Origin of the sequence: Brachybacterium paraconglomeratum, from assembly GCF_003994255.1 — a bacterium.
In the GTDB taxonomy this organism is placed as follows: Bacteria; Actinomycetota; Actinomycetes; order Actinomycetales; family Dermabacteraceae; genus Brachybacterium; species Brachybacterium conglomeratum.
The window spans coordinates 74664-87244 of record NZ_ML133853.1 but is presented as its reverse complement, the minus strand read 5'-3'; the positions used below and the strand labels follow the sequence as shown (position 1 = coordinate 87244).

Sequence of the window (12581 nt, the reverse complement as noted above, 5' to 3'; positions counted from 1 at the left end):
CTGCTGAATGGCGGGGTTCTTCGGTCGCTTCGTGGCGGGGTCAGGTGACACCGATGACCAGGGTGCTCTGTGCGGCTTCGATGACGTCGTTGGTGATGGTGTCGAGTTCGTTGATCTTCAGGACCCGCTGGATCTGGGGGAAGAGGCGTTCGAGGAGCCGGAAGTTGCCGCGGGTGATCCGTGCGATGGCTGCGATGGCTTGGGCGTCGGTGAAGTCGTCGGGGTCGAGGGTCTTGCCGAGGGATCGCCAGTGTCGCTCGAGGACGAACAGCAGTTCGTCTTGTCCCAGGGGCCGGTACTGGTGGGCGAAGCCGACTCGGCTGTAGAACTGGGGGTAGTGGCTGAACTGCTTCTCCAGGCCGGGCATGCCGATCAGGATCAGGGCGATGCCGTCGCGGTCGTAGCGATCGCGCAGCAGTTCCAGCGCGGCGGGACGCAGTCGTTCGGCCTCGTCGACGATGATCAGCTCCACGTAGTTCCTGCCGTGTCGCCATCCCCAGGCCTCGGGAGTGGCCGTGCCGGGAGGTACGAGGTGCTGCTCGATGCACATGTTGGTGCGGGTGATGGCTTGGGTCAGCTCGTCCTTCAGGGTCCGCGGGGTGGTCAGCACGCTGGGGGTGTAGAGCACGGTGCGGCTCCGGTTCAAGGCGGCGTAGATCGTGGCGTCGTTGTCGGAGCGCGGCCCCCAGTAGGTCAGCAGGTCATGAGCCTTCTCGTAGTGTGCGTAGCGGCGTGCGGAGAGTGTCTTTCCTACGCCGGCTGATCCGAAGCACAAACCGATGGTGTGCCCGCGGCGCACGGCGTCGGCGAACTCGGTGAAGCGGCGGTGCTCCTTGGTGACGATGAAGCGCTGGCTCACCTGAGGTCCTCCTTGTAGATCTTCAACGCCGACCTCGGCGCCGGAGCCGGTGCTTCGGTGATCCGTGGCGTCTCGGTAGGTGCGGTCACGAGGGCGATGCGTTCGTTGATGCCGGCTCGCAGCGCCCGGCGGCGGGCGTTGCGCGCGGCCTGGATCTCCTTGAGGCTGACTTTCTGGTCGTGGTGCTCTTGGTTGACGGCCTTGCAGACGAATTCGTCGTGATCGAAGACGCGGATCTCGGTGATGTCGCGGGGGTCGTAGCGGATCACGACCGAGCGTCCGACGTAGCCGGCCAGAGTTGGCGAGACGTAGCGCAGGCCCTGGAAGCGGATGCCATCGCGGCGCACGACGCGGGTCTTGGCGACGGTCAACAGCAGTCTGTCGAGGTTTTCCAGGCTCTCGGGCATTCGGGGTAGCCAGCCATCGGCGATCCACGCGCTGCGCGGGGAGGTTCCGAGCTCGCTGTGCGTGCGGTCGTTGTAGGTGGCCACGAACGCCTCCAGGGCGCTATCGAGGGCGGCCAGGGGCAGTTTCGGTGTCGGCAAGGGGTGCCCTTCGGTGATGTGTCCGGGCAGGGTGGCGAGTAGCTCGGTGTTGATGGTGCCGAAGAACCGCTCGATCTTGCCCCGTCCCTGGGGTCGGGCGACGGTGGAGTGGATCAGTCGGATGTGGAGGTCGACGGCGGTGTGGGCGAGCTGGTCACTGGTGAAGTCGCTGCCGTGGTCGACCGGGCAGGCCGCACATCGGCCAGGCCGGGTCGGTCTTGTGCCAGATCGCTTGGCGCAGCGCCAGGGCGGTGTTCATCGCCGACGGTGCGCCCAGGAAGACTGTGTAGCCGTAGACCGCCCGGGAGCAGTCGTCGAGGATCGTTGTCAGCCATGGCCGTGCGGGCTTGCCGTCGGTGCCCACCACCAGGATGTCGAGCATGGTGTGATCGGATTGCCACATCGCGTTGGGCAGCTCTGCTTGCCGGCGTAGCACCAGCTCGTGCTTGTCGCGGTAGGACGCTGCGCCCTCCAGGGCGAGGGTGACCATGCCGGGATCCAGGGTCCGCACGATGTCCCACACCACCGAGTAGGAGGGGACCGGCCACCTCCGGGCGGCGCAGATGCCCGTGACTTTGCGATGGATCGTGGCGATGGCCGGCCGCGGCTTGCTCAGTGCCAGGCCCTCGATCAGGTCGACGAGGTCGGGCGGAAGGCGGCGGGAGCCGGCGTCCTCCCGTGAGGCTGTCTCCAGTCCGGCGTAGCCGTCGGCGCGGTAGCGGGCGTGCCAGCGCTCCAGGGTCCGCAGCCCTACATCGGTCTCGCGAGCTAAGCGCGCGAGGGGCACCTGGTCCTCGACGTGGAGCCTGAGGATTCGCCACCGCGCTCGAGCGTCCACGACGCACCTACTGCAAGGCGTTCTCGCGCCCGCGCTCGGCGCGCTGAAGGGCGCGGTAGACCGTGGAGCGGCCCACGCTGAACAGCTCGGCCAGCTCGCCCACGGTGTGCTCGTCGGCAGCATGTAGCTGGACGAGGTGAGCTTCTTGCCGGGGGGGGTGAGTTTCGGTGACTTCCCGCGCAGCCGGCCCTTGGCCTTGGCGACCTTCATCCCCTCGCGGGTGCGGGCACGGATGAGGTCGGCTTCGAACTCGGCGACCATCGCCAGCACGTTGAACAACAGTTTCCCCATCGGGTCGGTCGGGTCGTACACCGATCCGGCGATGCTCAGCTTCACTTCCCGCGCCGCGAGGTCGTCGGCGATCTGGTGGGCATCACGGACTGAACGCGCCAGCCGATCGAGCTTGGTGACCACGAACGTATCGCCGTTCCGACAGGCAGCCAGCGCCTGCCGCAGGCCCTCACGGTCGGCGTTGCGGCCCGTGAGCCCGTGATCGACGTAGATGCGCTTGGGATCGACGCCGAACGCCGCGAGTCCGTCACGCTGCGCGGTCAGGTCCTGCTCGTCGGTGGAGACTCGGGCATAGCCGACCTTCAAGGGGGATATGCTCCCCAGTGCGTCATATAGCCTCCCTTCACCGGACAGTTCACCGGACGGGTCTTACGGGACAGCCCGCCAGGCGTGCCGTCGTTCCTCTCGATAAGCAGCGGTGGTGTCCGGTGAGGGTTCCCCTTACGGGCATGCGATCTGGGCTGACGCCTGTGACCGAGTGTTCAGTGCGCGCTGTATAGTTCAGTCCATGCTGACTATTGCTTCGCGTCTCGACGTGATGAACCGCCTGGGTCGTGCGCTGGCCGACCCCACTCGATCCCGGATCATCTTGACCCTGCTCGACCATCCCGCTTACCCGGCGGAACTGGCCCGAGATCTGGACCTGACACGCCCGAACGTGTCCAACCACCTGGCATGCCTGCGCGATTGCGGGATCGTCGTCTCCGAGCCCGAGGGTCGTCGGACACGATATGAGATCGCCGATTCGCACCTGGCGCAGGCGCTGACGGCACTGGTCGATGCCACCCTGGCAGTGGACGAAGACGCCCCGTGCATCGATCCCGCCTGCTCGCTTCCCGGATGCGACGCAGCTGGGGAGGGCGCATGATCCTCACCTCGGTCTTGCAGGCGATGGGCCTGTTCGCAGCGACCAACATCGACGACATCATCGTGCTCTCCCTCTTCTTCGCGCGAGGGGCAGGCCAGCGCGGCACTACCGCCCGCATTCTGGCCGGCCAGTACCTCGGATTCGCCGGCATCCTCGGCGCCGCGGTCCTGGTGACCATCGGCGCCGGAGCATTCCTGCCCTCGGCAACCATCCCGTACTTCGGTCTCATCCCTCTGGGCCTCGGCCTCTGGGCCGCATGGCAGGCCTGGCGCGGAGACGATGACGACGATGACGACGAGGCCAAGGTTGCCGGCAAAAAGGTCCGCGTGTGGACAGTCGCAGGCGTCACCCTTGCCAACGGCGGCGACAACATCGGCGTCTACACCCCTGTCTTCCTCAGCGTGGAACCTCTCGCAGTAGTCGCCTACTGCATCGTCTTCCTCGCGCTCGTCGCGGTCCTGGTGGCCCTGGCAAAGTTCGTCGCCACCCGCCCCCCGATCGCCGAAGTGCTCGAACGCTGGGAGCACATCCTCTTCCCCATCGTTCTCATCGGCCTCGGCATCGTGATCCTCGTCAGCGGCGGAGCCTTCGGACTCTGACGTAGCGGCAGCGATCCAAACGGCCCCGACCGGGCGCACCCCTCTCGGTTCAGACCGCGACACCTACCTGCAGCCAGTCCTGCGTGATCGCGGCAACAAGACCGCCACGGAGCGCTGCAAAACCCCGCCACCAAGCGAACGAAGCCACAGCTCTGGTCCACGCCGTGCCCGGGGTGGGTGGTGATGGCGCATGGCGTTCCACTACGCCTATATAGGCATAGTGGAACGCCATGCGCCATCTGCAGACCATGCACCGCGGTCAGCGGATGCAGTGCCGGTGCGAGCGAGCCGCCTCGCCTCAGGCCAGGTCGGCGAGCTTCTCGAAGCGCTCGAGGCGCTCGCGGTAGTAGTCCTGGTGGGCGAGCACCGGCTCGACCCGGGCGAGCACCGGCGCCTCGGCGACGGGGATCTCGGGTGCGGCCTGCTCGAGGGCCATCACGGCCGCGCCGCGCATGGTCGAGCGAGAGACGGCGACGTGGTCGATCGGCATGGCGAGCGCGTCGGAGAGCAGGTGCAGCCAGCCGGGGATCGCCCCGGTCATGCCGCCCGAGAGCACGATCCGCTCGGGCTCACCGCCGGCCTCGCGCATCTGGTCGGCGATGCGCAGGAACGACAGAGCCACGCCCTCCATCGCGCCGAGCAGCATGTCCTTCCAGGTCGTGGAGGCGCCCACGTTCGTGAACATCGCCCGGGAGCTGCCGCGCCACTTGGTGCCGCGCTCGCCGGAGAAGAAGGGGACCACCAGCGGAGTGCCCTGGGAGGGCGGGCCGGAGAACAGGGTCGCGGTGTCGGTCGCGTCGATGTCGAAGGGCATCGCGAGCTCGTTGCGGCACCAGTCCAGCACGCGCCCGCAGTCGCTCATCGCGGAGCCGACGAGGGTGCGACGCTGGTCCACGCGGTATGCCCACAGCCCGGAGGGGAGGGCGGGGATGTCGGTGTCCAGGAGCTGGCGGATCGCACCGGAGGTCGCGGTGGAGATGCCCCAGGTACCGGTCCCGAGCGCGCCGATGCCGAGGTTCGCAGCGAGGCCGTCGCCGATCACGGGCAGCCACACGGCCTCTGCCAGCTGCGGGAACTCGGCGGCCAGCGGGGTGCCGGCGACGGGCAGCGCGTCGTCGGGGTCGATCGCGAGGCCCATCGCGGCCTCGTCCACGCCCACGGCGTCGAGCAGCTCGGGGACGTACTGCCCGGTGCGCCTGTCGATCATGCCGGACCAGGCTGCGGAGGCGGTGCCGAGCGCGGGCGTGCCCAGCAGCTTGAAGGCCACGTACTCGCCGAGCGCCATGAACCGCTCCGTGCGGGCGAAGACCTCGGGGTGCTCCTTGCGCAGCCACAGCAGCCGCGGCGCGGTGTAGGAGGAGTGGAGGCGGGCGCCGGTGCGCTCGTGCAGGTCCTCGACGTCGATCCGGGAGGCGAGCTCGCCCACCTGGGCGTGGCAGCGGGTGTCTGCGTAGGTGATGCACGGGGTCAGCGCGTTGCCGGCCGTGTCGACCGCGATCAGCGAGGAGGCGAAGGTGTCGAAGCCGATCGCGCGCACGTCGCCGGGCAGCTCGCCGTGGCCGAGCACGGCGGAGAGCGCGGTGCGGATCTCCGCCACGATCTGGTCGGCGTCGATCGTGCTGGTGCCGTCGTCGTCGACCGTGAAGGCGTGGATCTCCTTGTGCTGGAGCTTGCCGACCTCGCGGCCCGAGACGTCGTACACGGCGGCGCGGGTGCCGCCCGAACCGATGTCGATCCCGACGACCAGGGGTCCCTGGGCGTCCTCGGCCGGGATGTTGAAGCGGGGCATGGATGATCTCCTGCGGTCGTCGGGGCCTGCGCGTGCGAGCACGACGGTCCGGGTGGTCGTGCCGGGGCGCAGGGGGTTCCGGCCAGCATACGAGGACCTCGCACGAGGCCGACGGGCTCGCCACGGGTTGCCACCTGCCGGCTGTCGATCTCCCGCACTCGCCGCCCTCCTCGTCGGTTCGTCGTGGAGGGCCCGGCAGAAAGGGGACTCCAGCGGCACGGTGAGGAGCTCAGCTCCGCACCGTGCCGCTGGAGTCCCTTCTGTGCAGACGGCGCTCGGTCGCGGCCGGACGGGACGGCGGCGGCTCGGCTACTCCAGCACGGACTGCCCCAGGAACTCGCCCTCGGCGCAGCCGGGCGGGATCGCGAACACGGCCGAGCCGATCGGGGTGGTCCACTGGTTCAGCAGGTCCAGCTCGTCCAGGCGGCGCTGGATCGGCAGGAACTGCGTGAGCGGATCGGCCTGGAAGGACACGAACACCTGCCCCGCCTCGGACAGCAGCCCCGAGCCTGGCGCCGGCGCGTGCTCGTAGTTGTACGGCCGACGGTAGATCTCCTGGTGCTCGCCGTCGTCGACCCCGCGGGCCCGACGCATGTGCGAGAACTCCCCGATCACCGGGAAGCCGTTCGCGGAGACCTTCTCGAAGTCCGGCGGGGTGCTCTCGTCCCCGCCCGACAGCGGCGCGCCGTCGTCCTGTCGGGTGCCGGTCGCGGCGTCCCGCGCCCCGCGGTCGGCCTCGTCCCAGCCGTCGAGGTCCATGCGGATCCGACGCACCACCATCGAGGTGCCGCCCGCGAAGGGGCCGTCCTCGATCCAGACCACCTTCGCGAAGTGCTCGCTGCCGGGGGCGGGGTTCGCGGTGCCGTCGAGCTGGCCGAAGAGGTTCCGCAGGGTGCTGCCGGGCCTCACGACGCCGGGGGAGCGGCGGAAGCCCGTCTGCCCCCACCGGGGAGTCGTGAAGGCGCGGGCGTCCTTCAGCAGCATCCGTGCGGCGTGGGAGACCGTCAGCGGATCGTCGGCCGCGACCTGCAGCAGCAGGTCCCCGCCCGACCACTGCTCCTCGAGCTCGTCGATGCCGAAGGCGGGCAGGGGTGCGAGCCAGTCCGGCGCCGGGCGCTCGGCCCGGGACATCAGCCCCGGGCCGAAGCCGGCGGTGATCGTGAGGGAGGCGGGCTCGGACGAGAGCTCCGGCTCGGTGTCCGCGAGCGCCGGCTCGCCCCGGGTGAGGCGGGCGGCGTCGTCGGTGAGCAGGCGCAGCATCCGCAGCACGCCGTCCCGGTCCACGTCCTCACGCAGGTCCAGGGCCAGCAGCGTGGCCGATGCCGGGGCGGGCGTCTCGATCCCGGCCTGGTGCACGCCGTGGAAGGGGACGGTCGGGCCGCCGTAGGGCGCCCAGTGGGTCGAAGCCTCCTCCGCGGAGTCGGCAGGGGCGGAGGGGGCGCCGAGGGAGCGGCCGAGGCCGACCCCCGCGGCGCCGACGCCGAGCGCCCCGGCGCCGAGGGTGCCGGCCCGCAGCAGGTGGCGCCGGCCGGGGCGGGCGGGGGTGCGGTCGGCGGGGGAGGTCACTCTGCACCGTCCTCTCCGTGCTCGTCGGCACCGTGATCGCCGTGTCCATCGGCGTCGTGGGCGTCCGCGTCGTGCCCGTCGTGCTCGCCGCCGCCGTCGGAGGCGCCGGAGCCGGCCGAGCCCTCGGGCTCGTAGTGCTCCTGCGCGCCGGCGAAGTCCTTCACCGTGGCGGTGACGACCAGCTCGGTGCCGTCCTCGCACTGCAGCGTCAGCTCCACCTCGTCGCCGGGCCGCAGCGGGGCGGCGAGGTCCATGAGCATGAGGTGGTCCCCGCCGGGCTCGAGCACGAGCTCGCCGCCGTCGGGGACGGGGAAGCCGCCCTCCTTCTCCTGCATGCTCATGCCGCCGGAGCCGTCGCCCGTGGTCTCGTGCAGCTCGACCATCCCGGCCGACGGGGTGCTCGCCGCGAGCAGCTGCAGATCGCGGCCGGTGTCGTTGGTGAGGGTGCCGAAGGCGGAGGTCATGCCCTCCTCGGCGGCCTTCACCCACGGGTCGACGAGGGTGAGGCCCTCGGCGCTCGTGCCGCTGCCGTCCGAGGCGGTGCCACCCGTCCCGGAGCCGTCGGAGGGGTCGGAGCTGCAGGCGGCGAGCGGCAGGAGCAGTGCCGCGGCCAGGGCGGCCCGGCGGGTGGGACGGGCGAGGGAGGGCAGGAAGGAATGCTGGGACAGGGAATGCTGAGACATGGAAGGTCCTCTCGAAGGGCCGACGGTCCGCGGCGCAGGGGCGTGCGGGCAGCGGTCGGCGCGGACCCGTGCGGCAGGGCTGCCGGACGGGTGATGGTCGATCGGGGAGGGCCTGAACGGGCGCGTCGTCCCTGCTCAGGCCGCGAGGACCACCGGAGGACCCCGGCGCAGCTGCGGGGCGAGGACGGCACGCTGGGCGTGCAGGAGATGGGGCGCCGCGGGCAGGGGCCGGGCCGGCCGCTCGGGCACCAGCAGCGTGATCAGCAGCAGCAGCGGTGGATGCGCGAGCACCGCGAGGACCGTCAGCGCCAGGCGCGCGCAGCGCATCAGCACCGACTCGCCGTGCTGCAGCAGCACGGCGGTCAGCATCGCGGCGAGCACGTGCAGCAGGAGCATCCGCAGATCGGAATGGCTGCCGTGCAGGGCATGGTCGGCGACCGACGCGACCCCCTCGCCGCCGTCGCTGTGAGCGCCGTGCCCGACGACGCCTCCGGCGCCGTGCCCTGCGTGGGCCGCGCCGTGGCCCAGATGGGAGCCCGGCGGGTCCACGAGGGCCCGCCCCGGGTCACCGGGCGTGCCCGCGCTGAACAGTCCGTGGAACAGCGCCTGGCTGGCCGGCACCGCGACGCCCATCCGGGCCAGGGAGAAGTGCGTGCCCGCCAGCAGCGTGCACACGGCGACCGCGAGCCACCAGGGCACGAGGATCCCGAGCCAGGCCGGCATCGCCCCGCCGCCCGCGAGGTGGCCGCCGAGCGCGACGGCGGTCGCGATCGAGGCGGCGGTCCCTCCGCGCAGCAGGCGCAGCGGGGAGCGCGGACATGCCCCTATCCTGCCCGGTCGGGCCGGGCGGCGCGGCGCGAGATGTCCTCGTCGGCGCGACCGGCCGGCGTCCCGGGCGTACTACGTCGCGTGGGACGGCACCACCATCACCGGCCCCTCGGCGTGCTGGAGCAGGCCGCGGGAGACCGAGCCGAGCAGGGTGCTGGTCACGCGCCCGTGCCCGCGCGTGCCGACGACGGTGAGCTGCGCATCGGCCGACTCCGCGATCAGCAGCCGTACGGGGTCGCCGACCAGGACCTCGCTGGTGATCGTGAGCTCGGGGTGCTCCCTGCGACGCTGCTCCAGGCCCCGTTCGAGCCCGGTCGCGGCCCGTGAGCGATGGGTCTCGACCACGTCGGGGTCGGGGAGCCAGGCCGCATAGGAGCCGCCCCAGTCCTCCAGGGACGGGATCACCATGAGCACGCGCAGCGAGGTGCTGCGGGACAGCGCCGCCTGCGCGGCCACGTCCAGCGCCGCCTCGGCCCGGGCAGAGCCGTCGGTGCCCACGGTCACGGGGGCGTCCTCCTCGATGGGCTCGAAGCGGTGCGCGCCCTCGCCGAGCTCGTAGCCGCGATGCACCACGACGGTGGGACAGTGCGCATGGGCGGGGAGCGCGGCGGATACCGAGCCGAGCAGCCGGCCGAGGAAGCCGCCGCGTCCGCGCGCGCCGACGACGGCCACAGCGGCCTGGGACGAAAGCTTCACGAGCACGCCCGCGGCATCGCCCCACTCGGTGCGCAGGTCGAAGGCGCCGCTGTAGTCGCGCAGGTGCTCCCGCGCCTCGTCGAGCACCTCGCGAGCGGCGTTCAACCGTGCGACCTCGGCCGGGACGACCGGCGTGAGGGCCGCCTCGGCGTAGGCCATGGTCGGCACGGTGTAGGCGGTGACCACGGTGAGCGGCAGATCCTGGCGCAGCGCGGCGCGGGCGGCGTAGTGCAGCGCCTGGACGGCCTGCTCGGAGCCGTCGTAGCCGATCAGCACGCCGAGCGGCCGGTCCCCGTCCGGCGAGGTGCCGGGCGCGTCGGAGGCGACGGACGCCGGGGCGTCGTCGGTCGGTGCGGTGGTCTCGGCGGGGCTGGTCCGGGCGGGCTGGGCGGTGACGTCGTCGTCGGGCATCTCGACCTCCTGGGCCGGGGGCTCCCTGGGCCGACGGGGCCGCCCCCGTGGGTCTCCTCCGCCGGTCCGTCGATCCTAGTCGCGGCCGGGCCCGCCCGCGCGGGGCAGAGGTCCCGCGGCGGGGGCGAGCGTCGCGGTCGGGCATCTTCGGGTCCGCCTCCGGGGAGGGGCGGCCGGACTTCTCGGCCGACGAGAACCCTCGTTGCCGCGCACCCGGGACGGGACGAGGGTGGGGCGCGGGCTCGTGGTCGCGGGCCCGACCGTCGGCCCGAAGGAGCGCCACGCCATGTCCGAGCTCACCGTCCTCGCCAGCCCGAGCCGCTACGTCCAGGGGAAGGGGGCGCTCGACGCGCTCGGCACCCACCTCTCCGCCCTCGGGAGCAGCCCGCTGCTCGTCGCCGACGACACCGTCTGGGGCCTCTTCTCCGAGCAGGTCACCGCCTCCTTCGCCGCGGCGGGCCTGACCGTCGTGCGCGTCGGCTTCGAGCGCTTCGCGACGCCGGATGCCGTCGACGCGCTGGTCGTCGCGATCGCCGCCGGCGGCCATGACGTGGTCGTGGGCCTCGGCGGCGGATCGAGCATCGACGCCGCGAAGGCGGCCGGGCACCTCGCCGGGATCCGCTGGGCGAGCGTGCCCACGGCGGCCTCCTCCGATGCGCCGACCTCCGCGCTCGCGGTGATCTACACGGCCGAGGGCGAGTTCCACGAGTACCGCTTCTTCCCCCGCAACCCGGACCTCGTCCTCATCGACACCCAGGTCGTGGCCGAGGCGCCGGTGCGCTTCCTCGCCGCCGGGATCGGCGACGCGCTGGCCACCTGGCTCGAGGCGCGTGCCACCCGCCGCGGCACCGGCACGGCGATGGCCGGCGGTCGCCCCACCCTCGCCGGCACCGCGCTGGCGGAGCTGAGCTGGGACATCCTGTGGGAGAACGCGCTGCCGGCGCTCGATGCGGTCGCCGCGCGCGTGGTCACCCCCGCCCTGGAGGCCGTGGTCGAGGCGAACACGCTGCTGTCCGGGCTGGGGTTCGAGTCCGGAGGCCTCGCCGCCGCGCACGCGATCCACAACGGGCTGACCGCCGCCCCGCAGACGCACGGGCTCACCCATGGCCAGAAGGTCAACATCGGCTCCCTCGCCCAGCTCGTCCTCGAGGGCGCCCCCGCCCAGGAGATCGAGGACTTCATCGTGTTCACGACGAAGGTGGGCCTGCCGAACACCCTCACCGAGATCGGGCTGACCCCCGAAAACCGGAAGGAGCTCCGCGCGGTCGCCGAGGCCGCGACGGTGGAGGGCGAGACGATCCACTCGATGCCCTTCCCGGTGGCGGCCGACGACGTCCTGGCCGCGCTCACCGCCCTCGAGGGGCTGTCGCGACGCGTGCGCCGGGAGCACGGCCTGCCCGAGCCCGAGCTCTACATCGGCGGAGGCCACTGAACCCGGCTCGTCGAGGTCCCGGGGTGACTGGCACGTCGCCCCCTGGGGCATGACCGCCGGGTCATGTGCAGCTGTGTTCCATGTTTGGAACACAGCTGCACATGACTTCTCGGTAACACCTGGGGACGGGCCGGGGGCGGGTCTACGCTCCCGGCATGGACCTCCGCTTCCGGGCCCCGACGATCGAGTGGCGCGGCCCCGCCCCGTTCGTCTTCGCGCGCGTGCCGGAGGAGGAGGCCGACGCGATCGTCGCGATCTCGAGCAGCGCCAGCTACGGGTGGGGCTGCATCGCGGTCGAGGCGCGGATCGGCGACACCGACTTCACCACCTCGCTGTTCCCTCGGGAGGGCGGCTATCTGGTGCCGGTGAAGGTCGCGGTGCAGCGCGCCGAGGGGGTCGAGGTGGGCGATGAGGTCGAGGTCGCCCTCCACATCGCGGAGCGCTGAGCACGCCGCGCCGTCGGTGCTGTCCCGCCCGACGGCGGGAACCGGCCGTGCGCGGCGTCGGCGAGGTCGAGGCGAGGTCCGGCGGGACGCCGGGTCAGGCGTCCTGGCCGGGGGTGGGGCCGTGCGGGTGGCCGAACTCGTCGGCGTAGCGGGCCCGCAGCTCCTCCCAGCCGTGCTCGAGGGCGTCCATCCCCACGATCCGCTCCTGGTCCAGGCCCTCGAGCCGGGCGTCGAGCACCGCCAGGCACACATGCCACCCTGCCGCGAAGTACTGCGCCTGCTGCGGGTCCGGCAGGGTGACCTGCAGGTCGAGCTGCCCCTCGTCGACCATCCAGCCGAGGGTCGCCTCGCCCCAGCGATGGGTGAGCGCGTGCTCGCCGGCGATCGCGAGCACGTCGGCGGTGACCGGGTCCTCCTCGGGGTTCTCGCGCGAGAGGGCCGGGCCCGGCGAGGTCAGGGCGCGGTCCGGCACGACCGGTGACCAGCGTGCGAGCTGGGCGGGGTCGGTGAGCGCCTCCCATAGCTGCGCGGCGGTGCCGGCGAGGTCGACCTCCATCACCAGGGTGCCGTCGGCGAGCTCGGCGCGCACGGGCAGATCGCGGATGCGGGCGTCGATGTCGAGGTTCCCGGCAGCGGGATTCTCAGCGGTGGCGGGGTTCGCGGTGGTGGCGGGGTCCTCGGCGGTCATGGATCCTCCTCGGTGTCGGTGTCGGTGTCGGTGTCGGTGTCG

At 71.9% G+C, this 12581-nt stretch carries 13 protein-coding genes and 1 pseudogene; 4 read left to right on the top strand and 10 right to left on the bottom strand.

Annotated elements, in window-relative coordinates; all coding sequences use genetic code 11:
* Positions 1 to 40: 40 nt before the first annotated feature.
* The 4 genes and pseudogenes from DS079_RS06385 to DS079_RS06375 form a co-directional block, all read right to left on the bottom strand.
* Positions 41 to 859, bottom strand: a complete 819-nt coding sequence (locus DS079_RS06385; RefSeq protein WP_126985858.1) for an AAA family ATPase — start codon at positions 857 to 859, stop codon at positions 41 to 43.
* Positions 856 to 1350: a Mu transposase C-terminal domain-containing protein gene (locus tag DS079_RS17795; protein WP_309298675.1), complete on the bottom strand. Its 495-nt coding sequence runs from the start codon at positions 1348 to 1350 to the stop codon at positions 856 to 858. The genes DS079_RS06385 and DS079_RS17795 overlap by 4 nt, the downstream gene beginning before the upstream one ends.
* 208 nt (positions 1351 to 1558) lie before the next feature.
* Positions 1559 to 2365, bottom strand: coding sequence for a helix-turn-helix domain-containing protein (locus DS079_RS17790; RefSeq protein WP_309298674.1), 807 nt, complete (start codon positions 2363 to 2365; stop codon positions 1559 to 1561).
* A pseudogene (locus tag DS079_RS06375) lies at positions 2250 to 2848 on the bottom strand (recombinase family protein). The gene DS079_RS17790 and the pseudogene DS079_RS06375 overlap by 116 nt, the downstream one beginning before the upstream one ends.
* A 193-nt stretch (positions 2849 to 3041) precedes the next feature.
* Here DS079_RS06375 and cmtR point away from each other — a divergent pair.
* Positions 3042 to 3401 (top strand): Cd(II)/Pb(II)-sensing metalloregulatory transcriptional regulator CmtR, encoded by a 360-nt coding sequence (gene cmtR, locus DS079_RS06370; RefSeq protein WP_006590980.1) that lies wholly within the window; start codon positions 3042 to 3044, stop codon positions 3399 to 3401.
* A complete protein-coding gene (locus tag DS079_RS06365; protein WP_126985856.1) occupies positions 3398 to 4000 on the top strand; it encodes a cadmium resistance transporter in 603 nt (200 codons plus the stop codon). The genes cmtR and DS079_RS06365 overlap by 4 nt, the downstream gene beginning before the upstream one ends.
* A gap of 298 nt (positions 4001 to 4298) precedes the next feature.
* Here DS079_RS06365 and DS079_RS06360 read toward each other — a convergent pair whose 3' ends face one another.
* The 5 genes from DS079_RS06360 to DS079_RS06340 form a co-directional block, all read right to left on the bottom strand.
* Entirely contained in the window at positions 4299 to 5789 is a 1491-nt protein-coding gene (locus DS079_RS06360) for a gluconokinase (RefSeq protein WP_126985854.1), read from the bottom strand.
* A gap of 309 nt (positions 5790 to 6098) precedes the next feature.
* A complete protein-coding gene (locus tag DS079_RS06355; protein ID WP_126985852.1) occupies positions 6099 to 7355 on the bottom strand; it encodes a Dyp-type peroxidase in 1257 nt (418 codons plus the stop codon).
* Positions 7352 to 8038: a copper chaperone PCu(A)C gene (locus DS079_RS06350; RefSeq protein WP_126985850.1), complete on the bottom strand. Its 687-nt coding sequence runs from the start codon at positions 8036 to 8038 to the stop codon at positions 7352 to 7354. Before DS079_RS06350 ends, DS079_RS06355 begins: the two co-directional genes overlap by 4 nt.
* A gap of 135 nt (positions 8039 to 8173) precedes the next feature.
* Positions 8174 to 8761 carry a hypothetical protein gene (locus tag DS079_RS06345; protein ID WP_241237573.1) on the bottom strand — a complete coding sequence of 196 codons (588 nt, stop codon included), beginning with the start codon at positions 8759 to 8761 and terminating at the stop codon, positions 8174 to 8176.
* Positions 8762 to 8938: 177 nt separating this feature from the next.
* A complete protein-coding gene (locus tag DS079_RS06340) occupies positions 8939 to 9973 on the bottom strand; it encodes a universal stress protein (RefSeq protein ID WP_126985846.1) in 1035 nt (344 codons plus the stop codon).
* A 286-nt stretch (positions 9974 to 10259) separates the two neighbouring features.
* Between DS079_RS06340 and DS079_RS06335 the strand changes: the two genes are divergently transcribed.
* The gene (locus tag DS079_RS06335; protein WP_126985844.1) at positions 10260 to 11405 is read left to right on the top strand and encodes a glycerol dehydrogenase; all 1146 of its coding nucleotides are present in this window, start codon (positions 10260 to 10262) and stop codon (positions 11403 to 11405) included.
* 155 nt (positions 11406 to 11560) lie between these two features.
* Positions 11561 to 11851, top strand: coding sequence for a DUF1905 domain-containing protein (locus DS079_RS06330; RefSeq protein ID WP_126985842.1), 291 nt, complete (start codon positions 11561 to 11563; stop codon positions 11849 to 11851).
* A gap of 94 nt (positions 11852 to 11945) precedes the next feature.
* Here the strand turns inward: DS079_RS06330 and DS079_RS06325 are convergent, their stop codons facing one another.
* Entirely contained in the window at positions 11946 to 12539 is a 594-nt protein-coding gene (locus tag DS079_RS06325) for an SRPBCC domain-containing protein (RefSeq protein ID WP_241237572.1), read from the bottom strand.
* Between the last annotated feature and the right edge of the window lie 42 nt (positions 12540 to 12581).